The organism is Roseateles sp. GW821-FHT09H10 (assembly GCF_059415865.1).
On the sequence record NZ_JBWKOB010000004.1, the window covers coordinates 482,091 to 508,398 of the forward strand.

The following is a 26,308-nucleotide window of genomic DNA, read 5'->3' on the forward strand; positions in this document are numbered from 1 at the left end:
GGTCACTTGCGCACGTTGTCCAGATCCGGCGGCGGCGTGTAGCCCAGGTCGCGGGCACGCGCCTCGAACTGGGAGGCCAGCAGGGGCTGGCCGGTGTTGCGGAAATGCAGGGCCAGCTCGTAGCTGGCGATGCCGTTGCCCAGGGCCACGGCGAACTGCATCCAGCCCTCGTAGCGCGACTGCGTGGCCGACGTGCCGCCATAGCCGCTGCCGAAGCTGGCCCCGCTGCCGCCACCACTGCCACGCACGCGCCAGGCCATGCGGGCGGCGGCGTCCTTGTCGCCACGGCCGCAGCGCAGCAGGTCCTGGCGCTGCTCGGCGGGCATGTCGTCGCTGAAGGCGAAGGCGGCGCGGAACAGGCGCACGTCGCTGCGCTGCAAGGCCTTGAGCGCGCTGCGGGCACCGTCGCGCGCCACCTGCACGCCGGGCGCGAAGGGGCTGTCGGGCTTGGCCTTCAGGAAGGCCTCGGCCACCTGCAGCACCTCGGCCGGCCAGGCCAGCCTCTCCAGCTTCTTCAGCTCGGCTTCCTCGTCGATGTCCGGCACGGCCGGTGCCGGCGCGCCGGCGCGCTTGGGCTCCACCGTCAACCGCACGCGGGTGTGGTCGGCGATGAAGGGGTCCTGGGCCAGCTCGCGGACGGCGGCGACCGGGTGCTTGAGCATGGTCTCGCGCACATCGCTGCGCACCAGCTGCATCAGCTCGGGGAAGGTGGTCTGGTCGGACACGCTCCCCATCAGCTTGACGAGGCTGCCCGTGTAGAAGGTGTTCTGCGTCTCCACGGCCGGCGCGATGGCCGGCTTGCCGGCGCCGGTGGAGAAGGTGATGAGGCAGCCGGGCGGCGCCTCGACCTGGTTCAGGCCGACCACCTCGCCGGCCCGCAGGCCGGTGCGGCAGGCGTCGACGACGGCGATGACCATGCCGTCGCGGCGCGGCGGCAGGCGGCGCACGACGTCGCTGAGCAATTGCATGCTGCTGTTCTGCAGCAGCTCGCCCTTGGCCGACGGGTTGAGGCCGGCGGGCAGCAGCAGATTGGAGGCATCCACCTGCACGCCATGGCCGCTGAAGTAGAAGAACACCGTCGCATCCGCCGGGCTGGCCGCGGCCTCGGCGATGAAGGCCTCCAGCGCGCGGCGCGCGGCGGGCAGGTCCAGGTCCAGGGCCGAGGTGACCTTGAAGCCGCGCCTCTCCAGCACCGCCTCCAGATCGCGCAGGTTCTTCGGGATGGGCGGCAGGTCGAAGGGCTGCGGGTAGTTGCGGTTGCCCAGCAGCAGGGCCAGGCGGATCTCGGTGCTGGGCAGCAGCGGCTCCGCCAGCGCCTGGGCGCGCGCGACCGGTCGCGCGGCCAGGCCGGCGCCGAGCAGCGAGGCCCACAGGAAGCGGCGGCGCGCCAGGCGCGCGGCAGGAAGGGATTCGGACAGGCTCATGGATTCGCAGGCTTGCAGCCCAGCACCGGCTGGGCCGCGGGATCGCACAGCTCGGGCGGCTTGACGCCCTCGCTGCCTTGGGTGGACGGCCGGCCGGGGCCGACCTCGGCAATGACGCCGGACCGCAGGCGCACCGTCACGTTCTCGGTGCGCACGGTCTCCTGGAAGCGGGCGCGGCGGGCGTCCTCGGCGTCGCCATTGATGGAAGAAAGGGCTCCGGAGGCCGCCGGCGTCAGCGGCAGGACTCCGTTATAGACCACCGGGATCTCCGTTGCACGGCTGGCGCCATCGTGGAAGAAGCGATAGGCCGGGCCGCCACTGGCGGGCGCGCTGCCGACCTCGGGGCCGACCAGCACGACGGCCGTCGAGCCCTGCGCGCCGGCCTTGGGCAGCAGGCTCAGATAGCCGGCATTGGGCCCCGTCGTGCGGTTGCCCGTCAGCATCGCGCCGACCTCGACGCGGATGGGCTGGCCGTTGATGGAACCGAAGCTGCCCGGCGTGCCGAAGGCGCCGGGCGCCAGCTCCAGCACCATGCCGGGCGCCGACAGGGCCTTGCCCAGCACGATCTCGTCGAAGGGCATGCGGGCGACCAGCTTGGCGTCGCCGGCGGTGGCGAGCTGGTCGGCGCGGATGTAGACCAGGTCGGCCTCGATGCCGCTGCCGCCCACCAGCACCTGCTGGCCGGAGATGCGCACCTCGGACTGCACCGCCTGGCCGCCCTTGGCATTGGGCGTCCAAGCAGTGTTGAAGTTCGCGCCGCTCAGCACCGAGAGCTGGCCCTTGAAGCTGTTGGCATCCTGGGCCAGCACGACGGAGCCGCCGCTGGCGGCCTGCACCTCGAGCCTGGCACTTTCCGCGACGGTGATGGCGCTCGCGCTGCCCTGCTGCACGGTGGCCTCGGCGACGGCCAGGGACTGGCCGGCCACCGGCACCTGGGCCGTGCCCTGCAGCACCGCCTTGGCATCGTCGGGCGCGGCCTTGGCGACCAGGGCCAGGCTGCCGCCACTCAGCTGCAGCTTGGCCGTCAGGGCCAGGCGATCAGCCTCGATGCGGCCGCCGTTGCTGAGATTCACATCGCCGAGCTGCAGGCCGTCCTTGACCGTCACCAGGGCCTGGCCGCCGGCGAGGCCCAGCGGCGCGCTGCCGAACTGGTTGCTGCTGCGGCTGGCATCGATAACGGTGCCGGTCAGCGTCAGGCCGGCGCCACTGGCCAGGGTCAGGCTGCCGGTATAGACCTGCTCAGCCTGGGTGGTCAGGTTGCCGGCCAGGCGCACGCTGCCAGCCGCCTGCAGCGCGGCGATGGTCTCGTTGCCGCCGAGCTGCAACTGCGCGCCGGCGGCGACCTGCACGGCGCTGGCATCGGACAGGCGCTCGGCCGTCGTCGTGATCAGGCTGCCGCCCTGCACCTGGGTGGCGCCGCTGTAGCTGTTGGAGGCGCTGTTCAGCGTCACCTGGCCCTGGGTGATGACGACCGCGCCGCGGCCGCTGATGGCCTGGTCCAGCGTCAACGCATCGCTGCGCGACAACCGCAGCTCGCCCTGGTTCTGGATCTCGCCTGCGCCGAGGGCGCCCTGGCCACTGAGCTGCAGGGTGCCGCCCTCGATGACTGTGGCCCCGCCGTTGCCCTGCGTGGCCGTCAGCGTCAGCACGCCGGCGCCCTGCTTGATGAGGCCGCCGCTGCCGCTCGCAACGCCGTCGAAGCGGCTGTCGCGGCCGTCGGCGCCAGCCGCCAGACTGGCGCCGTTCAGCACCAGTGCACCATCGCCGCTCAAGGAGCCCACGCTCTGGCGGGCATTGGCCTGGACCTGGGCCGGCGCGGCGATGACGAGTGCGCTGGCCGAAGACAGCGCCTGCACCGCGTCCAGCACCAGGCTGCCGCCGTTGATGCGCGTGCTGCCGCTGTACAGGTTGGCACCACCGAGAGTGAAACCGCCGCTGCCCGACTTGGTCAGGCCGCCGCTGCCGGCCATCACGCCGTCGAAGCGGCTGCTGCGGCCGCTGGTGCCGAGCGTCAGCGTGTTGGCATTGAGCTGGACCTGGCCGACGCCGCTGAGGGCGCCGAGATCGATGTCGGTCAACAGTTCCAGCGTCGCACCGGAAGCCACGCTGACGCCGGCAGACGTCGGCAGGACCGGCCCCGTCGTCGCGCCGGCGGCCAGCGGTTTGACGGCGCCGGCGCCTTCGAGCTGCAGCGTGCCGGCGTTGGCTTGCAGATCGCCCGCCAGCGTGTTGTGGCCCGCCAGCGTGAAGACGCCGGCGCCCAGCTTGGCCAGGCCGCCGCTGCCGATGATGGAGCCGTCCCAGCGCGTGCTGCTGCCATTGCTGCCGACGCCGAGCAAGGCCGCCTGCACATCCACCGTGCCGGCGCCGGCCAGGGAGCCGAGGTTGAGGCCCTGCTGCACCGTCAGCGTCGCGCCGCTGTCCACGCTCACGGCCGTGATGTCGTTCAGCGCGGTGCTGCTCGCCAGCACCAGCTCGCCTGCCGCCACGCGCGTGGCGCCCGTGTGGGCGGCGCTGCCGCTCAAGGTGAAGCGGCCGCTGCCCAGCTTGGTCAGGCCGCCGCTGCCCTGGATGCTGCCCGAGAAGCTCGTGTTCCTGCCGTCCAGGCCCGTGCCCAGGGTGAAGCCGTCCAGCTCGACGCGGCCCGCGCCGGCCAGCGAGCCCAGGGCCTGGTCGCGGCCCAGGCTCAGCACCGCGCCGCCGGCAAGCTGCACCGCGCTCGTCGACGGCAGCTCACCGATGACGCGCAGCGTGCCGCTGGCGATGTCGGTGGTGCCGCTGTAGCTGCCGCTGCCGGCCAGGGTCAGCGTGCCGCCGCCGGCCAGGCGCAGGCCGGAGCCGGAGCCGTTGTCGGTGATGGCGCCGCTGACGGTCAGCCCGCCCGCGCCGGGCACGAACTCCGTCACCGGCGCCTTCAGCGTCACCGTGCCGGCCAGGGTGCCGGCCCCCGAGGTGTTGATGACCCGACCGCCGTTGGCGACCAGCTCGGCGCTCATGACGGCGCCGTCGCGAAGGTCGAGCTGGCCGGTGTTCTCGAGCTGCACCGCACCCGTGCCGGCCTGGGCCTCGGGCCCCGACAGCACCACGGTGCCCGACTTGATGCGGGTGCCGCCGCTGTAGGTCTGGGCCGTCGTCATCGTCAGCTGGCCGCTGCCGCTCATGACGAGTTCACCGCTGCCCGACAGCGGGCCCACCAGGCTGATGGCGCCAGGCCCGCCGAGCTCGAGGCGGGTCGCGACCTGGCTGGCGTTGACCTTGTAGTCGCCCGCGCTGACCAGGCTGGCGATGCCGGCGCTGTCGATGGCGACGCTGGGCAGCTGGTTGTCGACGCGGTCCAGCGTCACCTTGCCGTTGCCGGCCTTGATGGTGGTGAGGCCGGTGACCGCCAGCGGGCCGCTCTGCTTGATCTCGGCACCGCTGCCGCTGGTGTCCATCTTCAGGCTGGCATAGCTGCCGCCGCCGAGGTCCAGCGGGCCCGCCGACGTGACCTCGAGCTGGCCCGCATCGCCCGTGACCTTGAGGCCGTCATGGCGCGCGCCATCGCCATCGCGCAACTGCACGCGGCCCAGGCTGGTGCCGGCCGTCGCCTTGAGCTCCACGCGGTTGAGGTCGTTGGCCGCGCCGTGGGTGGCCAGATCGACGGGCACATCCAGGCCGTTGGCGATCAGCGTCGTCAGGCCGGTCACCTCCAGCGGACCGGTCAGCAGGATGCCCTTGGCCGCCGCGGCGCTCAACGTGTCGTTGTGGCCGCCGCCCAGGGTCAGCAGGCCGCCGCTGCTGAGCTTGAGGGTCTTCACGTCGCCGCTGAACGTGAGGTCCTGCAGGGTGCTGATGTCCGCGCTGGCAAAGCTGCCGCCGTTGATGCCGCGCATGGCGATGCCGCCCAGCAGCTGGTTGCCGGCCTGGTCCAGCACCAGGGTCGCCAGGCTGCCGTCGGCGACGAAGCTGGCCAGGCCCCTGACGGTCAGCGCCGCCGACTGGCTGATGATGCTGCCGCGCGTCGCGGCCGTCAGCTCGCCGTTCACCGTGCCGCCGCCGAGATCGAGATTGCCGCCGGCGCTGGCCTTGAGGTCGCGCACCGCGAAGCTGCCCAGGCGCAAGGCGCCGCCATTGACCAGGGTCGCATCGCCGCCGCTCAGGCTGACCGCACCGGCGAAGGCATTCGCCTCGGGGAGGTCGATGTTGCCGCTGCCGGCGCTCAGCGTGGACGCGCCCGTGACGGCCAGGCCACCGGCCGCCTGCGTGATGCCACTGCCGCTGGCGCTGAGGTCGCCGCCCACCGAACCCGCACCGAGGCGCAGCACGTCCGAGGAAGAGGCCGTCAGCGCACCGACATTGAGGCTGCCCAGGTTCAGCGCGCCCGCAGCCGTCAGCACCGTGGTGCCGCCCCGCAGGTTCACGCTGCTGCCAAAGCTGTTGCCGGCCAGGCCCAGCGAGACATTGGCGCTGCCGGCATTCAGGTTGGCGATGCCCGTCACCGACAGCGCGCCGGACTGGCTGATGGCGCCCGTGCTGACCGCCGTCAGCACGCCGCCGACGCTGCCGCGGCCCAGGTCCAGCGTGCCCGTGACATTCAGCGTCAGCGCACCCGTGGCCAGGGTGCCCAGGCGCAGCGGCGTGACGTTGGTCAGCGTGGTGGTGGCGCCGTTCAGGTTCACGAGGCCGTTCAGCTGATTGGGCTGGGCCATGTTGATGAAGCTGCTGGCCTGCAGCGTGGCGTTGCCCGCCACGGTCAGGCCTCCGGCGATCTGCGTGATGGCGCCGCCCAGGGCCTTCGCACTCAGCGTGCCGCTCAGCGTGCCACTGCCCAGCACGATGCTGCCGTTGCTGGTGGCGTCCAGGCTGTTGAAGCTCAGCGTGCCGAAGTTCAGGCTGGGCTGGTTGAAGATGGTGACCGAATTGCCGGTCAGGCTCAGCGGGCCATTGAACTGGTTGCCGCTGTTGGACAGCGTGATATTGCCGCTGCCCGACGTGAAGTTGGCGGCACCGGTCACGTTCAGCGCGCCGGTCTGGCTGATGGCGCCATTGCCACTGCTGGCGACGAGATTGCCGGCGACCTGGCCCTGGCCGAGGCTCAGGGGGCCGGAGGCGGCCACCGTCAGGTTGCCGGTCGCCAGATTGGCCAGGCTTAGCCCGGCCGAAGTCTGCACCTGCGTCGCGCCGCCCTTCAGCGTGACCAGGCCGCCGAGCTGGTTGGCGGGGTTGCTGAGGTCGATGGTCCCGCTGCCGGCGTCGACCTTCAGCGCCCCGCTCAGGCTGAGGGCCGAGGTCTGGCTCACGTTGCCTGTGGTCTTCAGGTCCAGCGAGGTGACGGCGACGCTGCCCAGCGCCAGGTTGCCGCTGCCATGGAGCTGGCTGACGCCGCCCGTCAGGCTGACCGCGCCACCCCAGCTGTTGTTGACGTTGTCCAGCGTGATGGCCGCGCCGCCGGCATTGAAGTTGGCGGTGCCCGTCACGCTCACCGGGCCGGCCACCTGATTGATCAGGCCGCCGCTGCGCGCCGCCAGATTGCCGTTGACGCTGACCTGCCCCAGCGACAAAGCACCCTGGGTGCGGATCAGCGTCGCGCCGCCGGTCAGCTCGACCGTGCCGCTCAACTGGTTGCCGCTGTTGCTGAGGTCGATGCTGGCCGTGCCGGCATTCACCTTCAGCGCACCGGCCAGGACGAGGGCCGAGCCCTGGGTCACCGCACCATTGGCCTGCAGTTCCAGCGAGTCGACATGAACACTGCCCAGGGCGATGGCGCCCGCGCCGCTGAGCTTGGCGGCAGCGCCGCTCAGGCTGACCGAGCCGCCCCAGCTGTTGTTCGATTGATCCAGCGTGATGGCTGCGCCGCCGGCATTGAAGCTCGCGTTGCCGCTGACCGTCAGGCCCACCGCGGTCTGGTTGATCGCGCCGCCGGCCTGGACGACCAGACTGCCGGCGATATGGGCCTGGCCCAGCGTCAGCGCCTGCTGCGTGTTCAGCTGGGTCGCGCCTGCGTGCAAGTTGACGCTGCCACGCAGGTCGTTGCTCGAGCCGCTCAGCGTGAGAGTCTGGCCACCGGCGTTGAAGCTGCTGGCGCCGTTCACGGTGATGCTGCCCAGGCCCTGGTTGATGGTGCCGCCGGTGCTCTGCACATCGAGGCTGCCGCTGGCCGTGATGTCATGGCCGAGGGTGACCGACTGGCCGCGCAGCGTGACGTTGCCGCCCCGCAGGGTGCCGAAGGTGGCGAAGGGTCCGCTGCGGCTGGACAGCGTCAGCGCCGCATTGCCGGTGTCGATATTGCCCGTGCCGCTGGGCAGGTAGAGCACGCCGCCGGCGTCCAGCACCAGGGCCTGGTTCGGCACCTGGGTCAGCGAGAAGAGATGCAGGTCGTGCAGGGTCGTCAGCGTGACCGACGCGCCCGTGACCGCGACATTGCCCTGCAGGTCGTTGAGGGGATCGCCCAGCGTGATGACCGCGCTGCCCGCATTCAGCGTCGTCGTGCCGGCCACCGTCAGCGCGCCCGTCTGCGTGATGGCGCCCGCGGCGCTGATGCTGAGATTGCCCGCCAGGTTCGACAGGCCCAGGCTCAGGCCGCTGTTGCCGAACAGGGTGGCATCGCTGCCCGACAGGCTGACTGAATTGCCGAAGTGATTGCCGGTGCGGTCCAGCAGGATGGCCGAGTTGCCCGCCGAGATCGTGGTGTTGCCGGCGACGCTGAGGCGACCACCGGTCTGCGTGATACCACCGCTGTTCGTCGTCAGCGCGAGCCCGCCGCTGGCGGTGATGTCGTGGCCCAGGCTGAGGCCGCTGTCGGCCGTCAGCGAGATATTGCTGCCGCGCAGCGTGCCCAGCAGGTTGAAGCTGCCGCCGCTGGCCAGCGTCAGGTTGGCGCTGCCCGTGTCGAGATTGACGGACGCGCCCAGGTCGAGATTGCCCTGGGCCTGCAGGCTCAGCGCCTGATTGGCGGCCAGCGTCAGACCGGTGAGGCTGAGGTTGCCGGCCGAGCTCAGGTCCAGCGAGCGGGCAAAGATCTGCACGCCGCCGATCCAGTGGTTGGCGGATGCGTTCAGCAGCACGTCGCCACCGACATGGATGTCCGTCGTGCCGTTGACCGTCAGCGCCCCCGTCTGGCCCAGCGAGCCGCTGCCGCTGCTGACCAGGAGCTGCCCGCCGATGCTGGCGGCGCCCAAGGTGACGTTGCCGCTGCTGGTCGTGATGTCGAGCTTGCCGGTCGGGCTGAGATTGCCCAGCGTGACGTTGCCGGCGCCCGAGCTGAGGGTGGCGTCGCCGCCGACCGCGAGCAGGCTGGTGCCCTGCACGATATTGCCGCCGGCGGTGGTGGCCGCGTCCAGCGACCCGACGCTGCCCTGGCCCAGGGTCAGCAGGCCGCTGCCGGTGCGCGCCTTCAGCAGCCCCGTGATGTTCAGCGTGCCCAGCGTCAGGCCGTTGCTGCCGCCATTGCGCAGGTCGGCGGAGCCGGCCGCGATGTCCAGCGTGCCGCCCAGGTTGTTGCTGGCGTTGTTCAGCGTGACCGCGCCGCCCGTGCTGAGGTCGGCGCCGCCGCTGACGCTCAAGGCACCGGTCTGGCTCAACGAGCCGCTGGTGCTGGCGAACTGCAGCTGGCCACCGATGCTGGCCGCCCCCAGCGAGACATTGCCGCTGCTGGTCGTCAGGTCGAGCTTGCCGGTCGGGCTCAGATTGCCCAGCGTGATGTTGCCCGCGCCCGAACTGAGCAAGGCAGCGCCGCCGACGGCGAGAGCCGTCGCGCCCTGAGCGATGCTGCCGCCCGCCGTGGTGGCGGCGTCCAGCGACGCGACACTGCCCTGGCCCAGCGTCAGCAGGCCACTGCCGGTGCGCGCCTTCAATGCGCCGCTGATGTTCAGCGTGCCCAGCGTCAGGCCGCTGGCGCCGCCGTTGCGCAGATCGGTCGTGCCGGCCGTGATGTCCAGCGTGCCGCCCAGGTCGTTGGCGGCGTTGTTCAGCGTGACCGTGCCGCCGGTGCTGATGTCGGCGCCGCCTGCGAGGCTGAAGCCGGCGCTCTGGCTCAGCGAGCCGCTGGTGCTGGCGAACTTCAGCTGGCCGCCAATGCTGCCGGCGCCCAGCGAGACTTGGCCGCTGCTGGTCGTCAAGTCGAGCTTGCCGGTCGGGCTCAGGTTGCCGAGCGTGATGCTGCCCGCCCCCGAGCTGAGCACGGCATCGCCGCCGACCGCGAGGGCCGTCGCGCCCTGCGCGATATTGCCGCCACCGGTGGTCGCGGCGTCCAGCGATCCGACATTGCCATGGCCGAGCGTCAGCAGGCCACTGCCGGTGCGGGCCTTCAGCGCGCCGCTGATGTTCAATGCGCCCAGCGCCAGCGCATGGTTGCCGCCATTGAGCAGGTCGGCGGAGCCGGCCGTGATGTCCAGCGCGCCGCCGAGGTTGTTGCTGGCGTTGTTCAACGTGACGCTGCCGCCGGTGCTGAGGTCGGCGCCACCCGTGATGCTCAGGGCACCGGTCTGGCTCAACGAACCGCTGGTGCTGGCGAATTTCAGCTGGCCGCCGACGCTGGCCGCACCCAGTGAGACATTGCCGCTGCTGGTCGCGATGTCGAGCTTGCCGGTCGGGCTGAGATTGCCCAGCGTGACGTTGCCGGCGCCCGAGCTGAGGGTGGCGTCGCCGCCGACCGCGAGCAGGCTGGTGCCCTGCACGATATTGCCGCCGGCGGTGGTGGCCGCGTCCAGCGACCCGACGCTGCCCTGGCCCAGGGTCAGCAGGCCGCTGCCGGTGCGGGCCTTCAGCAGCCCCGTGATGTTCAGCGTGCCCAGCGTCAGGCCGTTGCTGCCGCCATTGCGCAGGTCGGCGGAGCCGGCCGCGATGTCCAGCGTGCCGCCCAGGTTGTTGCTGGCGTTGTTCAGCGTGACCGCGCCGCCCGTGCTGAGGTCGGCGCCGCCGCTGACGCTCAAGGCACCGGTCTGGCTCAACGAGCCGCTGGTGCTGGCGAACTGCAGCTGGCCACCGATGCTGGCCGCCCCCAGCGAGACATTGCCGCTGCTGGTCGTCAGGTCGAGCTTGCCGGTCGGGCTCAGATTGCCCAGCGTGATGTTGCCCGCACCCGAACTCAGCACGGCAGCGCCGCCGACCGCGAGGGCCGTCGCGCCCTGCGCGATATTGCCGCCGCCGGTGGTCGCGGCGTCCAGCGATCCGACATTGCCATGGCCGAGCGTCAGCAGGCCACTGCCGGTGCGGGCCTTCAGCGCGCCGCTGATGTTCAGCGCGCCCAGCGCCAGCGCATGGTTGCCGCCATTGAGCAGATCGGCGGAGCCGGCCGTGATGTCCAGCGTGCCGCCCAGGTCGTTGCTGGCGTTGTTCAGCGTGACCGTGCCAGCGGTGTTGATGTCGCTGCCGCCCGTGAGGCTGAAGCCGCCGGTCTGGCTCAGCGAGCCGCTGGTGCTGCTGAACTTCAGCTGGCCGCCGATGCTGCCGGCGCCCAGCGAGGCATTGCCACTGCTGGTCGTGATGTCGAGCTTGCCCGTGGGGCTGAGGTTGCCCAGCGTGACATGGCCCAGGCCTGAGCTCAGGGTGGCCGCACCGGCGACCGAGAGCGCAGTGGCGCCTTGGGTGATGTTGCCGCCGCCCGTCGTCACGGTCAGCGCGCCGGCCAGGCTGCCGGAGGGCAAGGCGACATTGCCGACACCGCCGCTGGCGTCGACGGTCAGCTTGCCGCTCTGCACGCTGCTCAGCGACACGGCGCCCGATGTGGTCACCGTCAGGTCGCCGCTGTTCACCGTGCCCAGCGAGACCGTGCCGGAAGCCGTCACGTCCAGCTTGCCACCCAGGGTGTGGATGCTGCCGGCCGTGGTGTCGACGCTGGCCGCCTGCAGGCTGACATCCAGGGCCGAGCCCGTCGCGCGGATCTTGCCGTTGGCCGTGAAGCTGATGGCGTTCTGGGCGATCAGGCTGAACGAGGTGGCACCCGTGGCATGGATGTCGCCATCGACGGAGATATTGCCCGTCTGGCTGCCATTGCTGCCGGTCTGGACGACGACGTTGCCCATGGCCAGGGCGTTGTTGAGCACGGTGACGTCCAGCACCGCGCTGTTGTTGGCGGGCTCGAAAGGCGACGGCCCCGCCACGTCACCGCCGCCGCCGGCGGTGTCGGTGATGGTCAGGTTGTAGGGATCCAGCAGCCACTGGCCGGCGCGGCCGCGCGGCGCGCTGACATCCACGCTGCCACGCGGCATGTTGAGCAGCTCCTTGCCGGAGGTCTCGACAAAGCCGCCGTTGCCGCCCAGGCGGCCGCCGCGGGCCCAGACCCGGCCCAGCATGTCGGTGCGCTGGTCGGCCCAGATGGCGACGCGGCCGCCGTCGCCCCGCTCGGTGGCGTCTGCACGCAACTCGACGTCGGCGCCGATGAAGCTGCGCTGGGCGTTGTGCGCCGTGCCTTCGCCATGGAAGCCGCCACCGACCTGGATGTCGCCCCCGCCATCGCGCCCCGACACGTCCAGCCGCGCGCCGTCCAGCAGGCCGACGCGCTGGCCCAGCACGGTGATGCTGCCGCCCTGGTCGCCGCTGGCGTCCAGGCGGCCGGTGACCAGGGTGTCGCCCGCAATGCCGCCGTCGATGACGATGCGCCCACCCTGCTGGCGCAGGCCGCGGGCCTGCACGATGCCGTCCATGTTCAGCACCTGGCCGGCAGCGCCGCCGCGGGCCTGGGCACGCAGCTCGGCGCTGCCCTCGGCCTGCACGCGGCCGCTGAACTTCAGCGCGACGTCGCGGCCGTCGTCATTGCGCAGGTTGAAGAGGACGAGGCCGTCGCCCTCCACATCCACCTGCACCGTGGAGGCCGCCGCGAGGCCGACGCGCCGCGCCGCGATGCTGCCGCTCATGTTGAGCTGGGGAGCCACCAGGGCCACGGTGCCGCCCGGCGCGCTGATGCTGCCGTCGGCCTGCAGGCTCCCGGCGTCCTTGCCCGCCGAGAACCGGTAGCTGCCGGCCAGGAACTGGGTGTCGGAAAGATCCAGCGTGGACGCGACCAGGCCGCCCGCATCCACCTGCGAGCCGCGACCGAAGACGATGCCGCGCGGATTGATCAGGAAGACGTGGCCATTGGCCTGCATCCGGCCCAGGATCAGCGAGGGGTCGCCGCCGACGACGCGGTTCAGCAGCACCGAGTTCACGCCGGGCTGCTGGATGCGCAGGGCCTCGCCCGCGGCGATGGAGAAGCTCTGCCAGTTGACGATGGCCTTGTCGCTGCCCTGCTGGATCAGGCCGGGTTGGATGGCCACCTGCCCCTGCACGACCTGGGCGCCCGTCGGCAGCGCCTGCGCCGCCGGATAGGCCAGGGCCAGGCTCAAGGCCATCACGAGCGGCTGGAGGCGGCGCCTGGCCTTTCCGGGCTGAGCGCTGGGCCACTCCCGAGCCGGCCCGGTCTGGCGATGTGCTTGCGGCTCGACGCCGCAAGCATCGCCGTCCCCTCGGGGGACCGACCGGACTTGCTCGCGTTCAGCGATGCAAGGGTGGGCGAGGGGCTTCATCATCTCTAGAAGCTCCAGGAGCCCTGGGCGTAGAAACGCAGCTTGCGCGACGTTCCGGTCTCGCCGACGGCGTGGCCATGGGTGGGTCGGGCCAGGCTCGTGCGCAAGGCGTAGGCATTGCTGCGCGCCCACACCAGCGACAGGCCGGCACCGCCCAGCCAGGCGCGGTTGACATAGCCGGGCTCGCGCAGGACCAGGTCGGGGTCGTGGCGGTAGCGGATGGCGGCACCGTCGAAGAAAGCGGCCAGCACCAGCTCGTTGGCCCAGGAGCCGAACAGGCTGGCCGGCGGCAGCCAGCGCAGTTCCAGGCTGGCGACCAGGCCGCTGTCACCGGTGCCCTCGCCCGGCCCGAACGCCCGCACGCCACTGGGGCCGCCGGCGCGGAACTGCTCGGTCGAGTCGAGGTTGGACAGTGCCCACTGCCCGCGAATCGTGAAATAGGCGAGCAGGCGGTTGCTGAGCACGTTCTGCAGCCGCGAGGCCGTGAAGCTGATCTTGCGAAAGCTGGCCGGGTCGTCGCTGTTGGGCGGCGGGCCGCCAGCGAAGCTCAGGCGGCCCTGGGCCAGGTTGAGCTCGAAGGTGTTGACGCTGCCGGTCAGCAGGCTGTCGCGGAAGTCGCCGCTGACGCCGATGCTGGCGTCGTCCACGCGCTTCTTCGTCGACAGGGCCGCGACGTTGTCGACATAGAACTTGGCGTCGACGGCGCCCAGCGCGAACAGGTTGAGGTTGCGCGAGCGCACCCAGGGGTAGAGGGCGAACAGGTTGAGCGTCGTGCCGGTGCCGTCCAGGCCGAGAGGGAATTCCTTCTTGTCGAGCTGGTAGCGCACGGCCGACAGCGAAGCGCCGGCCTTGAAGCCATCCGCGCCGATCGGGCTGGCATAGCCCAGCAGCGCAAACAGCAGGCCGCCGCCGGTCGAGGCCAGCACGGAGGCCGACAGCCCGTCGCCCCGCCCCAGCGGGCTGGCCATGACGACCTGGGCGCCCAGGCGCTGGCCGCCGATGACCTTGGAGCCGTTCAGGTCGCCGTCGATGCTGCCGCTGTAGCGCGACTCGGCCCGCGGCGTGAATTCGAGGATGGCCGTGCCCGGCGCCCTGCCGGCCTTGACCTCGGCCCGCGTGACGATGCCGCGCAGGTCGTTGATGAGGAAGACCGTGCGCTCGACGGCATCCACGGTCAGCACATCGCCCGGCTTCAGGCGGGCGAGATAGGCCTCGACGACCTCGCGATCCACGGGCAGGCCTTCGCTCCAGTTCAGCACGACGCGGTCGAGCCGGCCTTCCAGCACGGCGATGCGCACCGTCCGGCCATCGAAGACCTGCTCGGGGATGTAGGCGTAGCCGAGGTAAAGCCCAAGGTCGCGCTGCAGGAAGCGGGTCACCTCGTTGGCGGCGTTGACGAGATCCTCGAAGCCGCGGTCCTTGCCGGTGAAGGCGGCGGTCAGTCGCGGCAGGGCCTCGCGCAGCGCGGCCGGCGCGTCGGGCGCCAGGCTGAAGGCCGGCACGTCGATCCTGAGGTCGTCATCGGGCTTGCCCAGCTCCCGCGCCACGGCGGGACGCTCGGGCGGCAGCTCGGCCTGGCGCGCCGTCTCCAGCGGGCGGGCCAGCTCGGCCGGCGTGGGCACCACCGGCGGCGTGCCGGCGGCCCAGGCCGCAGCCCCGCACAGCAGCAGATGCGCCGCCAGCAGGCTGAGGCGCAAGGGCGAGCGTCGGCAGGGGCGGGGATCGGGCAGCAAGGTCGGGTCCGGAGCAGTGGCGGCGGGCATGACCTGGCGGTCGCACCCGTGGTGAGTCACGGCAGCGGCGTTTGAGTTCCGCCCGGGGCCCGCAAATGAGCGGATGCGGTCCCGCATGGCGTAGGCTGATGGCGTGGGACTTCCACGGCCACCGGATCTCTGCCATGCCGACAGGGTGGAGGGCGAGCCTTGCAGCCGCCCTGTTCTTGCTGACGACAGTGACCGCCAACGCCGCGGAACCGCTGCGCGTGGCGACCTTCAACCTGCGCCTGAACCTGGCCAGCGACGCGCCCAACGACTGGCCCAACCGCCGGGCCCAGGTGAAGGCGCTGATCCAGCATCACGACTGGGACCTGTTCGGCACCCAGGAGGCCCTGCCCGAGCAGGTGGCCGACCTGGAGCAGCTGCCGGGCTATGTCCGCGTGGGCGTGGGCCGCGACGACGGCGCCGGCCGCGGCGAGCATGCGGCCGTCTTCATCCGCACGGCGCGGCTGGAGCTGCTGCGCCAGGGCACCTTCTGGCTCAGCGAGACGCCCGAACGTCCTTCCAAGGGCTGGGATGGACGCTGCTGCAACCGCATCGTGACCTGGGTGGAGTTGCGCGACCGCCGCGGCCCCCAGGCGGCCAGCTTCTACCTGTTCAACACCCATTTCGACCACGAGGGCGTGGTGGCCCGGCGCGAATCGGCCCGGCTGTTGATCAGCCGCTGGAAAGCCCTGGCCGGCGACGCACCGACGCTGGTGGTCGGCGACTTCAACGCCGCATCCGGCAGCGAGCCGGTGCAACTGCTGCGCGCCGCACTGCGCGATGCCCGCGACAGCAGCCGCACGCCGCCCTATGGCCCGGAAGGCACTTTCCAGGGCTTTCGCATCGACGCGCCGCTGAGCGAGCGGGACCGCATCGACCACATCTTCCACACGCCGGGCATCGAAGTGCTGAGCTGGGCCGCGCTGACCGACTCGCGCCAGGGCCGCTTCCCGTCCGACCACCTGCCCGTGCAGGCCGTCGTGCGCCTGCCTTGAGCAGGGTGAGCAGGCTTCGGGCACGCGGCCTGCCCCTTGCGTGAGATGAGCGCCCGCGAAGACCTGATCCAGCGCCGCCCCGAGGGCCTGTACTGCCCGCCGGGCGGCTTCTACATCGACCCCTGGCGGCCGGTGGACCGCGCCGTCATCACCCATGCCCATGCCGACCATTGCCGCGAGGGCCATGGCGCCTATCTGGCTCATCGTGACGCTGAAGGGCTGATGCGTTCGCGGGTCGGCCCCGACATGGTCTTCCAGGGCCTGGCCTATGGCGAGCCGCTGCGAATCGGCGACGTGAGCCTCAGCCTGCATCCGGCCGGCCATGTGCTGGGCTCGGCCCAGGTGCGGGTGGAGCACCGCGGCGAGGTCTGGGTCGTGTCGGGCGACTATTTCGTCAGCGGCGCCGGCGATGCCAACACCACCTGCGCGCCCTTCGAGCCGGTGCGCTGCGATGTCTTCATCACCGAGGCCACCTTCGCCCTGCCCATCTACCGCTGGGCGCCGCAGACCGAGGTGCTGGCCGAGATGCGCGCCTGGTGGGCCGACTGCGCCGCCCAGGGCAAGCACGCCCTGCTGATGGGCTACAGCCTGGGCAAGGCGCAGCGTTTGGTGGCCGGCCTCGCGACAGCGGACGCGCCGGGACCGGTGCTGGTGCATGCGGCCGTGGCGCGGCTGAACGAGGCCTATCGGGCGGCCGGTGTCGCCCTGCCCGACGTGGAGACGGTGACGCCGGAGACGAACTTCAAGGCCTTGCGCGGCGCCCTCGTCATCGCGCCGCCGGCCGTGCAGGACAGCCGCTGGGCCAAGGCCCTGGGCCCGCACGGCGACGCCTTCGCCAGCGGCTGGATGCGACTGCGCGGTGCGCGGCGGCGCCGCAGCGTGGACCGCGGCTTTGTCTTCAGCGACCACGCGGACTGGCCCGGGCTGCTGTCGGCCATCCACGCCACCGGCGCCCGGCGCGTCATCGTCACGCATGGCGACGAGGGGGCGCTGGTGCGCTATCTGAGCGAGCTGGGATTGCAGGCCGAGACCTTTGCCACCGAATTTGGCGATGAAGGCGAAGGGGGCGACACATGAAACGCTTCGTCGCCCTCTATCTGGCCCTGGACGCCAGCACATCGACCTTGGCCAAGGTGGCGGCGCTGAAGCGCTACCTGGCCGACGCACCGCCGCGCGACGCGGCTTGGGGCCTCTATCTGCTGGCGGGCGGCACGCCGCGCCGCGCGGTGCCGACCGGCGAGCTGCGCGCCCTGGCCTGTGAGGCGGCCGGCCTGCCCGAGTGGTTGTTCGAGGCTGGCTATGCGGCGACGGGTGACCTGGCCGAGGCCATCGCCTATGTGCTGCCCGACCCCGAGGACAAGCTGGACGAGCCGCTGGCCGACTGGATGGAGCAGCGCATCCTGCCGTTGCGGGCACTGGATGCAGCGGCGCGGCGCGAGGCGGTGTTGGCGGCCTGGCGCGGGCTGTCGGCGGACGAGCGCTTCATGTTCGTCAAGCTGGTGGGCGGCGGCTTTCGCGTCGGCGTCAGCAAGCTGCTGGTGCAGCGGGCGCTGGCCGAATGGTCGGGCGCCGACGCCGCCGGCATCGCCCAGCGCATGATGGGCTACACGCAGATCGACACGCCGCCCACGGCCGAGCGCTTCCAGGCGCTGCTGACCGAGGACACGAGCGGCGCGCGCAGCGGCCAGCCCTACCCCTTCTTCCTGGCGCATGCATTGCAGGCCGAGCCCGCGTCCCTGGGCGAGCGGGGCGACTGGCTGGCCGAATGGAAATACGACGGCATCCGCGCCCAGGTGGTCAAGCGCGACGGCCAGGTGTGGATCTGGTCGCGCGGCGAGGAGCTGGTCACCGAACGCTTCCCGGAAGTCGTGCTGGAGGCGAGCACCTGGCCGGACGGTACCGTCGTCGATGGCGAGCTGCTGGCCTGGAGGCACGGCGAGGCCGAGCCGGCACCGTTTGCGCTGCTGCAAAAGCGCATCGGCCGCACCAAGCTGAGCAAGGCCATCCTGGCCGAAGCGCCGGTGCGGCTGCTGGCCTATGACCTGCTGGAAAGCGAAGGGCTGGACCGGCGGCAGGAGCCCATGCATCAGCGACGGGCGCGGCTGGAGCAACTCGGAATTGCGACCTCGCCGCTGGTCGAGGCCAGCGACTGGGCCGGTCTGGCGACAGCCAGGGAAGGCTCGCGCGAACGGCGCGTCGAAGGGCTGATGCTCAAGCACCGCGATTCGGCCTATGGCATCGGCCGCACCGTCGGGGCCTGGTGGAAATGGAAGGTCGCGCCGCTCAGCGTGGATGCCGTGCTGATCTACGCCCAGGCGGGGCACGGGCGGCGGGCCAATCTCTACACCGACTACAGCTTCGCCGTCTGGAATCGCGCGCCGCGCGACGCCGCCGAGGCGCAAGCCGCGCTGGACGCGACCGGTGGCGAGCTGACGCTGGTACCCTTTGCCAAGGCCTATTCGGGGCTGACCGACGAGGAGATCAAGCGCGTGGATCGCGAGATCCGCAAGACGACGGTGGAGAAGTTCGGCCCGGTGCGGCGCGTGCGGCCGACCATGGTGTTCGAACTCGGCTTCGAGGGCATCCAGGCCAGCACACGGCACAAGAGCGGCATCGCGGTGAGGTTTCCGCGCATGCTGCGGATACGCGATGACAAGCCGTTGTGGGAGGCGGATACGTTGGACACGCTGCGCGTCTTGATGGAGGTCGCTTGAGCGGCCTTCTGGAACGGCCCTGCAACCGACTGCCAGGCCCGACAGCCGGCGGGTGCTGGCTGTTCAATCACTCCCCCTTTGAGCCCGCCGAGGAGCGCACGATCTTGAGGCCGCGAGCGAAGCTCGCCTCAAGGACTGACGCCGCGCAACTGTTTGACCAGAGCGTAGCCGCGGGAGTTATGCGCGGGGCCTCAAGAGTGGCGCACTGCAGGGCACCCCGCTGCGAAGCTGAGGGGCGGGCGGTTCGAGGGCGACTCTTTGCCTACTTTCTGGTCGCTCAGAAAGTAGGTCGCCCGCCGGGGCGAACTCCCGGCGCGATGTCGCGAGTTATCAAGGTGCGGGCATGAGCAACCCGACCATCGACTGGCTCAACGCCAGAGGCTGGAAAGCCTTCCCCTTCCAGAAAACGGTCTGGAAGGAGATGAAGCAGGGCCGCTCCGGCCTGCTGCACGCCACCACGGGCTCGGGCAAGACCCTGGCCGTGTGGCTCGGCGCGCTGCAGGCTTTCGCCGGCGAGCGCGAGGCGCCGCTGACCGTGCTGTGGGTGACGCCGATGCGCGCCCTCAGCCACGACACCCTGCTCGCCCTGCAGGACGCGGCCTCCACACTGGCTCCAGACTGGACGCTGGCCGCGCGCACCGGCGACACGTCAACCAGCGAGCGCGCCTCGCAGCAGCGCCGCTGGCCGACCGGCCTCGTCACGACGCCCGAGTCGCTGAGCCTGATGCTGTCGCGCGCCGATGCGCCGGACGTGCTGAAACGCGTGCGCCTCGTCGTTGTGGACGAATGGCATGAGCTGCTCGGCAGCAAGCGCGGCGTGCAACTGCAACTGGCGCTCGCGCGGCTGAGACACTGGAACCCGGCGCTGATGACCTGGGGCCTGTCCGCCACGCTGGCCAATCTCGAGGAAGCGCGAGATGTGCTGGCGCCGAACGCGGTGCTGGTGCGCGGCGCCCAGGACAAGAAGATCGACATCGCGACGCTGCTGCCGCCACGCATCGAACGCTTCGCCTGGGGCGGCCATATGGGCCTGACCATGCTGCCTGCCGTCGTCGAGCAAATCGACAAGGCCGCCAGCAGCCTGGTGTTCACCAACACGCGCTCGCAAAGCGAACGCTGGTTCCAGGCGCTGCTGGACGCACGGCCGGATTGGGCCGGGCTGATCGCCCTGCATCATGGCTCCATCGACGCAGACTTGCGCCGCTGGGTGGAGGCGGCCATGAAGGCCGGCCAGCTCAAGGCCGTGGTCTGCACGGCCAGTCTCGATCTGGGCGTGGACTTCCTGCCCGTGGACCAGGTGCTGCAGATCGGCTCGGCCAAGGGCGTGGCCCGCCTGCTGCAGCGCGCCGGCCGCAGCGGCCACGCGCCGGGCCGGCGCTCCAAGGTCACCCTGGTGCCGACGCACAGCCTGGAGATCGTCGAGGCCTCGGCACTGCGCGCGGCGGTGCAAGCCGGCCACATCGAGCCGCGACATCCACCGGTGGCGCCGCTGGACGTGCTGGTGCAGCACCTGGTGACCGTCGCGCTGGGTGGCGGCTTCAAGCCGGAGGAGCTGTTGCCGGAGATCCGCACGGCACCGTCGTACCGCCACCTCAGCGACGAGGCCTGGCAATGGGCGCTGGCCTTTGTGCGCCATGGCGGCGAGAGCCTGAGCGCCTATCCCGACTTTCAGCGCGTCGTGCCCGACGACGAGGGCGTGTGGCGCGTGCCGGATGTGCGGCTGGCGCGTCGGCATCGCAGCAATATCGGCACCATCGTGTCGGACGCGATGATGAGCGTGCAATTCCTCGGCGGCGGCCGCATCGCGAGCGTGGAGGAGAACTTCATTGCGCGGCTCAAACCAGGCGATGCCTTCCTGCTCGGCGGCCGCGCACTGGAGTTGGTCCGCGTCGAAGGGCTGACCGCCTATGTGCGCGTCGGCAGGCCGGGCCGCGCCCTGCTGCCGCGCTGGAACGGCGGGCAGTTCCCCATCTCCGACACGCTGGCCGACGCGATGCTGGAGCGCTTCGACGAGGCGGCCCAAGGCCGCTTTGTGGACAAGGAGATGCGCTTCGTCGCGCCGCTGCTGAAGCTGCAGGCCGAGTGGTCGGCCCTGCCCGGGTCGCAGCGCCTGCTGGCCGAGGTGCAGACCTCGTCAGAAGGCCATCACCTCTTCCTCTACCCCTTCGCCGGCCGCACCGTGCATCTGGGCCTGGCCTGGTTGCTGGCCTGGCGCGTGGGGCGCGAGACGCCGTCCACCTTCACTGTGGCCATCAATGAGTACGGGATGGAGCTGCTCAGCGCAACGGATGTCGACTGGGCATCACGCCTGCCCGGGCTGCTTGCCGCCGTGGACCGCGAGACCTTGCGACAGGAGGTGCTGGCCAGCATCAATGCCAGCGAGCTGGCGCGCCGGCGTTTCCGGCAGATCGCGCGCATCTCGGGGCTGATCTTCCAGAGCCATCCCGGCGAGGCGCGCAGCCAGCGCCAGCTGCAGGCATCGAGCTCGCTGTACTTCGACGTATTCCGCCAGCACGACCCCGGCAATCGCCTGCTGCGCCAGGCCGAGGAGGAGCTGCTGTCGGCGGAGCTGGACGAGGATGCACTGGCACGCACGCTGGACCGGCTGGCCTCGCTGCCGCTGGATCTGCAGCGCCCGAAGCGGACCTCGCCGCTGGCATTTCCGCTGCTGGTGGAAATGCTGCGCGAGCGGGTGACGACGGAGACGCTGACGCAGCGGCTGACACGCATGCTCGCCGAGCTGGAGGCCGCCGCGGGCGGTGGTGAAGCACCGCAGGATGTGGGCGAGAAGCTGGCCTTCGGCAGGGAAACCGACAAGGCGCCCCAGAAGCGCGGCGGTGCGCGGCGGAGGCGGCGATGAGTCTCAGCATCGAAGTGGCCGACGAGACGTTGTGGCTGCTGGCGGACGGCGCGGTCTGGTGGCCTGCCGCTCGCACCCTGTTCGCGGCCGATCTGCATCTGGGCAAGGGTGCGGCCTTTCGCGCGCAGGGCCAGGCCGTGCCGGCCGGCAGCAGTGCACGGACGCTGGCACGACTGGAGGCGCTGGCGGAGTCACATGGTGCGACGCGCCTCGTGGTGCTGGGAGATTTCTGGCACAGCGCCGAGGGGCTGACACCTTCGCTGCTGGAGTCGGTGAGCGCCTTCGCGCAGCGGTTGCCGACGGTGCTGGTGCTGGGCAACCACGACCGACGCATCCATCCGCCGGGCTTGCCGCTGCAGGCGGTCAGCACGGCGTTGACGTTAGGCCCGCTGACGGCAGCTCATGAACCGCCGCCGCCCGGCACACCTGGCTTCACGCTGGCCGGTCACTGGCATCCCGCCGTCGTCATCGGCAGCCGCGCGGGCGACCGGCTGCGCCGGCCGTGCTTTGTGCACCACCCGCACGCCCTGGTGCTGCCGGCCTTCGGCGGCCTCACCGGTGCGCTGACGCTGCGGCGCGGCGACCTGGCCCGGCAGGGGGCTCAGGTCGCCGTGCTCGGTGACGGCGCGCTGCATTGGCTGCCACTGCGCCGTTGATGCCTCAGACCTTGTGCTGTGGCGGGCCCTGGGGCGCTTCGCGCGCCGTGCCATCAGCCTCGCGCGCCGGCGGCTTGGCCTGCTTGGTCAGCGTCTGGCCCTGCGTGGCCTTGGTGGCGAACTCGCTCGCGGTGTGCTGGACCGGGCCGGACTGAGCGTTGTGGCTGCGGCCGAGATGGGGCTTGCTCATGACGTCACTGCCAGTTGAAGCCGTAATAGGTGTACACGCTGCGGCCGTAGTCTTCGGTATAGGCCGGCGCCTGGCCGTGGGCATAGCGAGGCGCATCCGTCAGCAGGTCGCGGTCCAGGTTGACGACATAGCCGTCCTTGCTGGTGTCGTACTTCAGCATGTCCCAGGGCAACGGGTAGCGGTCGGTGCCGATGCCGAGGAAACCGCCGAACTCGAGGGCGGCATAACGCACATGGCCGGTGCGCTTGTCGATGACGAGGTCGTCGATGGAACCCAGCTTGTCGCCGGCCAGGTCATAGACGGCGGTGCCTTCGACCTTGGATGAGGAGATGGTGGGATGGAGGCTCATGGCAGTCTCCTGCAGTTGAAGCGATCGCTTCACTGTGCGCTTGTCACTGCCCATGCAGCGTCAGGCCGGCGCCGTCCAGCGCGTAGGAGGCGGCCGACGCCGGAAGCAAAAAAGCCCGCTCGAGGCGGGCTTTGCAGATCAGCCGGGGCTGAACTTATTCGGCGGCTTCGCCAGCGGTCTCGCCTTCCGGACGATCCACCAGTTCGACGAAGGCCATGGGCGCGTTGTCGCCGACGCGGAAGCCCATCTTCAGGATGCGGGTGTAGCCGCCCGGACGAGCCGCGAAGCGCGGGCCCAGCACGTTGAAGAGCTTGGTGACGATGTCGCGGTCACGCAGGCGGTCGAAAGCCAGGCGGCGGTTGGCCAGCGTGGGCTCCTTGGCGAGCGTGATCAGGGGCTCAACAACGCGGCGCAGTTCCTTGGCCTTGGGGACCGTGGTCTTGATGGCTTCGTGCTCGAGCAGCGAAACGCACATATTGCGCAGCATGGCAGCGCGGTGGGCGCTGGTGCGGTTGAGTTTGCGGAGGCCGTTACGGTGACGCATGGTGCTATTCCTTTCACTTCATTAATGCCGCCAGCCGGATCAGGTACTGGCGGGTGCACCGGGTGGCGTTGGTCAACGCGCCACCCATCTTTCAAAAATTAACGCTTATCCAGACCTTGCGGCGGCCAGTTTTCCAGGCGGGCGCCCAGAGTCAGACCGCGCGAAGCCAGCACTTCCTTGATTTCGTTGAGCGACTTGCGACCCAGGTTGGGGGTCTTCAGCAGCTCGGTCTCGGTACGCTGGATCAGGTCGCCGATGTAGTAGATGTTTTCGGCCTTCAGGCAGTTGGCCGAACGCACGGTCAGCTCGAGCTCGTCGACCGGGCGCAGCAGGATCGGGTCGAAGCTGCTGGAGCGCTGGGCCGGCTGGTCGAAGGCGTCGACCAGGTCGGTGCCTTGCAGCTGGGCGAAGACGGCCAGTTGCTCAACCAGGATCTTGGCCGAAGCACGGATCGCTTCCTCGGGCGAGATGGCGCCGTTGGTTTCGATTTCCATGACCAGCTTGTCCAGGTCGGTACGCTGCTCGACGCGGGCGTTTTCGACGGCGTAGCTGACGCGCTTGACGGGCGAGAACGAGGCGTCGAGGACGATGCGGCCGATGCTCTTGGTCGGCTCGTCGCCGAAGCGGCGCATCGTGCCGGGCACATAGCCACGGCCCTTCTCGACCTTGATCTGCATGTCCAGCTTGCCGCCTTGCGACAGGTGGGCAATGACGTGCTCGGGATTGATGATCTCGACGTCGTGCGGGGTCTGGATGTCGGCCGCGGTGACAGGGCCTTCGCCTTCCTTGCGCAGGACCAGGGTCACTTCTTCACGGTTGTGCAGGCGGAAGACGACGCCCTTGAGGTTCAGCATGATGTGAACCACGTCCTCTTGCACGCCGTCGATGGCCGAGTACTCGTGGAGCACGCCAGCAATCGTCACTTCCGTCGGCGCATAACCCACCATCGACGAGAGCAGCACACGGCGCAGGGCATTGCCCAGGGTGTGGCCGTAACCGCGTTCGAACGGTTCCAGCGTGACCTTGGCGCGATGACCGCCCAGGGGCTCCACGTTGATGGACTTGGGTTTGAGCAAGTTGGTTTGCATGAGGTCTTTCTTTCAATACCCTCGGTTCGTTACACCGATAAGGCTGAGGACCAGCCGGGCAGAGCCTACGAAGGGCAAATGCCCGGACGAGGAAACGCCGACCGCGCCCTTGCAGGCGTGGTCGGCGGGGGAAAACATTAACGCGAGTACAACTCGACGATCAGCGATTCGTTGATCTCGGCGCCGAACTCATCGCGGTCGGGGGCCTTCTTGAACACGCCTTCGAGCTTGGTGCCGTCGACGGCCACCCAGGCCGGCAGGCCGATGGAGTCGGCCAGCTTGAACGACTCGGTGACGCGCAGCTGCTTCTTGGCCTTGTCGCGCACGGCGACGGTATCACCGGCCTTGACCAGGTAGGAGGCGATGTTGACGACTTCGCCGTTGACCGTCACACCCTTGTGCGAAACCAGCTGACGGGCTTCTGCGCGGGTGGAGCCGAAGCCCATGCGGTAGACGACGTTGTCCAGGCGCGATTCCAGCAGTTGCAGCAGGTTCACGCCGGTCGAGCCCTTGCGGCGCTCGGCTTCGGCGAAGTAGCGGCGGAACTGACGCTCCAGCACGCCGTACATGCGCTTGACCTTCTGCTTTTCGCGCAGCTGCAGGCCGAAGTCAGACGTACGCTGACCCGAGGTGCGGCCGTGCTGGCCGGGCTTGCTGTCGAACTTGACCTTGTCGCTGATGGCGCGGCGGGCGCTCTTCAGGTAGAGGTCGGTGCCTTCGCGGCGGGAAAGTTTGCCCTTGGGGCCGAGGTAGCGTGCCACTTTGAGTGTCCTTGTTCAATCTGACGCCAGGGGGTGCCTGACGCGAGTCCAGCCGGTGTTTTTATGGGCTTGGACGGTGGGCTTATGAGCGCGACCCCGAAATGGAGCCGACTCAAGACTGAAGCCGGCGCGGCACAAAGTGCCCGCCGGCTCCGGGAAAACGCGCGATTATCGCACCGTCATCCGAATCTGCAATATCCCTGTCACCTGGAGGTGATCGGCCAGATTCTGGAGCTTAGATACGACGACGCTTCTGCGGACGGCAGCCGTTGTGCGGCACGGGCGTCACGTCAGAGATCGAGTTGATACGGATGCCCAGCGCTGCCAGGGCACGCACCGACGACTCGCGACCCGGGCCGGGGCCCTTGATCTTGACGTCGAGGTTCTTGATGCCTTGCTCTTGAGCGGCACGGCCAGCCACTTCAGCCGCCACCTGGGCTGCGAAGGGGGTCGACTTGCGCGAGCCCTTGAAGCCTTGACCACCCGACGAAGCCCAGGACAGGGCGCCGCCTTGACGGTCGGTGATGGTGATGATGGTGTTGTTGAACGAAGCGTGGACGTGCGCGATGCCGTCAGCAACGTTCTTGCGGACCTTCTTGCGAACGCGTTGAGCCGCCGAATTGTTGGGAGCCTTTGCCATATTGACCTTCTTTCAGTTCGGGCAGCTTACTTCTTGCCGGTCGCAGCCGACTTGCGCGGACCCTTGCGGGTGCGGGCATTCGTACGGGTGCGTTGACCGCGCATCGGCAGGCCACGGCGGTGACGGAAGCCACGGTAGCAGCCGAGGTCCATCAGACGCTTGATGTTGATGGACTGCTCACGGCGCAGGTCACCCTCGATGGTCAGCTTGTTGACTTCGTCGCGGATCTTTTCGAGATCGCCGTCAGTCAGGTCCTTGACCTTCTTTTCGAACGGAATGCCGCAGTTCGTGCAGATCTTCTGAGCGGTCGTACGGCCGATGCCGTAGATCGAGGTCAGGCCGATCTCAGTGTGCTTTTGCGGCGGAATGTTGATACCAGCAATACGTGCCATGGTGGTCCTCTAGTCCTGTCGTGCGGCCAATTAGCCCTGGCGCTGCTTGTGGCGCGGGTCGGTGCAGATCACACGCACCACGCCCTTGCGGCGGATGATCTTGCAATTGCGGCACATCTGCTTAACGGATGCCGAAACTTTCATGGTCTGCTCCTTGGCCTAACTCTTTTTGCGCTCTTGGCGCGTCCGGGGATTCAAACAGCTCACTTCGCCCGGAACACGATGCGAGCACGACTCAAATCGTAGGGTGTCAGTTCAACGGTCACTTTGTCGCCAGGCAGGATGCGGATGTAGTGCATACGCATCTTGCCGGAGATGTGACCGAGAACGACATGCCCGTTCTCCAACTTGACCCTGAACGTGGCGTTGGGGAGGTTCTCAAGAATCTCGCCCTGCATTTGAATGACGTCGTCTTTCGCCATGCCGTACGTTCAGGTGTGGGTTGTGGAAATCAA

Annotated in this window: 17 protein-coding genes; 5 read left to right on the forward strand and 12 right to left on the reverse strand. The window is 69.8% G+C overall.

The features are described 5' to 3' along the window. Positions 1 to 2: 2 nt before the first annotated feature. The 3 genes from AC07OY_RS20735 to AC07OY_RS20745 all read right to left on the reverse strand — a co-directional run bounded on the left by AC07OY_RS20735 (position 3) and on the right by AC07OY_RS20745 (position 14,667). A complete protein-coding gene (locus AC07OY_RS20735) occupies positions 3 to 1,424 on the reverse strand; it encodes a caspase family protein (RefSeq protein ID WP_495044511.1) in 1,422 nt (473 codons plus the stop codon). After that, the gene (locus AC07OY_RS20740) at positions 1,421 to 12,730 is read right to left on the reverse strand and encodes a two-partner secretion domain-containing protein (protein WP_495044512.1); all 11,310 of its coding nucleotides are present in this window, start codon (positions 12,728 to 12,730) and stop codon (positions 1,421 to 1,423) included. Before AC07OY_RS20740 ends, AC07OY_RS20735 begins: the two co-directional genes overlap by 4 nt. A gap of 179 nt (positions 12,731 to 12,909) precedes the next feature. Then, positions 12,910 to 14,667: a ShlB/FhaC/HecB family hemolysin secretion/activation protein gene (locus AC07OY_RS20745; protein ID WP_495044513.1), complete on the reverse strand. Its 1,758-nt coding sequence runs from the start codon at positions 14,665 to 14,667 to the stop codon at positions 12,910 to 12,912. 176 nt (positions 14,668 to 14,843) lie between these two features. Between AC07OY_RS20745 and AC07OY_RS20750 the strand changes: the two genes are divergently transcribed. The 5 genes from AC07OY_RS20750 to pdeM all read left to right on the forward strand — a co-directional run bounded on the left by AC07OY_RS20750 (position 14,844) and on the right by pdeM (position 21,889). Then, a complete protein-coding gene (locus AC07OY_RS20750; protein WP_495044514.1) occupies positions 14,844 to 15,659 on the forward strand; it encodes an endonuclease/exonuclease/phosphatase family protein in 816 nt (271 codons plus the stop codon). A 45-nt stretch (positions 15,660 to 15,704) separates the two neighbouring features. Further along, positions 15,705 to 16,736: a ligase-associated DNA damage response exonuclease gene (locus AC07OY_RS20755; RefSeq protein ID WP_495044515.1), complete on the forward strand. Its 1,032-nt coding sequence runs from the start codon at positions 15,705 to 15,707 to the stop codon at positions 16,734 to 16,736. Next, positions 16,733 to 18,373: an ATP-dependent DNA ligase gene (locus AC07OY_RS20760; RefSeq protein ID WP_495044516.1), complete on the forward strand. Its 1,641-nt coding sequence runs from the start codon at positions 16,733 to 16,735 to the stop codon at positions 18,371 to 18,373. Before AC07OY_RS20755 ends, AC07OY_RS20760 begins: the two co-directional genes overlap by 4 nt. A 343-nt stretch (positions 18,374 to 18,716) precedes the next feature. Beyond that, on the forward strand, positions 18,717 to 21,233 hold the full coding sequence (locus tag AC07OY_RS20765; RefSeq protein WP_495044517.1) for a ligase-associated DNA damage response DEXH box helicase: 2,517 nt from the start codon (positions 18,717 to 18,719) through the stop codon (positions 21,231 to 21,233). Next, positions 21,230 to 21,889: a ligase-associated DNA damage response endonuclease PdeM gene (gene pdeM, locus AC07OY_RS20770; RefSeq protein WP_495044518.1), complete on the forward strand. Its 660-nt coding sequence runs from the start codon at positions 21,230 to 21,232 to the stop codon at positions 21,887 to 21,889. The genes AC07OY_RS20765 and pdeM overlap by 4 nt, the downstream gene beginning before the upstream one ends. 4 nt (positions 21,890 to 21,893) lie before the next feature. Here pdeM and AC07OY_RS20775 read toward each other — a convergent pair whose 3' ends face one another. From AC07OY_RS20775 to infA, 9 genes are all read right to left on the reverse strand, one after another. Then, a complete protein-coding gene (locus AC07OY_RS20775) occupies positions 21,894 to 22,079 on the reverse strand; it encodes a hypothetical protein (protein ID WP_495044519.1) in 186 nt (61 codons plus the stop codon). A gap of 4 nt (positions 22,080 to 22,083) precedes the next feature. Next, on the reverse strand, positions 22,084 to 22,428 hold the full coding sequence (locus AC07OY_RS20780) for a PRC-barrel domain-containing protein (protein ID WP_495044520.1): 345 nt from the start codon (positions 22,426 to 22,428) through the stop codon (positions 22,084 to 22,086). 154 nt (positions 22,429 to 22,582) lie between these two features. Further along, on the reverse strand, positions 22,583 to 22,972 hold the full coding sequence (rplQ, locus tag AC07OY_RS20785) for a 50S ribosomal protein L17 (RefSeq protein ID WP_439467381.1): 390 nt from the start codon (positions 22,970 to 22,972) through the stop codon (positions 22,583 to 22,585). Between the two features lie 98 nt (positions 22,973 to 23,070). Then, entirely contained in the window at positions 23,071 to 24,060 is a 990-nt protein-coding gene (locus AC07OY_RS20790) for a DNA-directed RNA polymerase subunit alpha (protein WP_056194188.1), read from the reverse strand. Positions 24,061 to 24,197: 137 nt separating this feature from the next. Then, on the reverse strand, positions 24,198 to 24,821 hold the full coding sequence (gene rpsD, locus AC07OY_RS20795) for a 30S ribosomal protein S4 (protein WP_492694899.1): 624 nt from the start codon (positions 24,819 to 24,821) through the stop codon (positions 24,198 to 24,200). A gap of 235 nt (positions 24,822 to 25,056) precedes the next feature. Then, a complete protein-coding gene (gene rpsK, locus AC07OY_RS20800; RefSeq protein WP_056194196.1) occupies positions 25,057 to 25,461 on the reverse strand; it encodes a 30S ribosomal protein S11 in 405 nt (134 codons plus the stop codon). 26 nt (positions 25,462 to 25,487) lie between these two features. Continuing rightward, a complete protein-coding gene (gene rpsM, locus AC07OY_RS20805; RefSeq protein WP_310273014.1) occupies positions 25,488 to 25,853 on the reverse strand; it encodes a 30S ribosomal protein S13 in 366 nt (121 codons plus the stop codon). 30 nt (positions 25,854 to 25,883) lie between these two features. Then, positions 25,884 to 25,997: a 50S ribosomal protein L36 gene (gene rpmJ, locus AC07OY_RS20810; protein WP_056194202.1), complete on the reverse strand. Its 114-nt coding sequence runs from the start codon at positions 25,995 to 25,997 to the stop codon at positions 25,884 to 25,886. 59 nt (positions 25,998 to 26,056) lie between these two features. Continuing rightward, positions 26,057 to 26,275, reverse strand: a complete 219-nt coding sequence (gene infA, locus AC07OY_RS20815; RefSeq protein WP_009855680.1) for a translation initiation factor IF-1 — start codon at positions 26,273 to 26,275, stop codon at positions 26,057 to 26,059. Positions 26,276 to 26,308 lie beyond the last annotated feature (33 nt).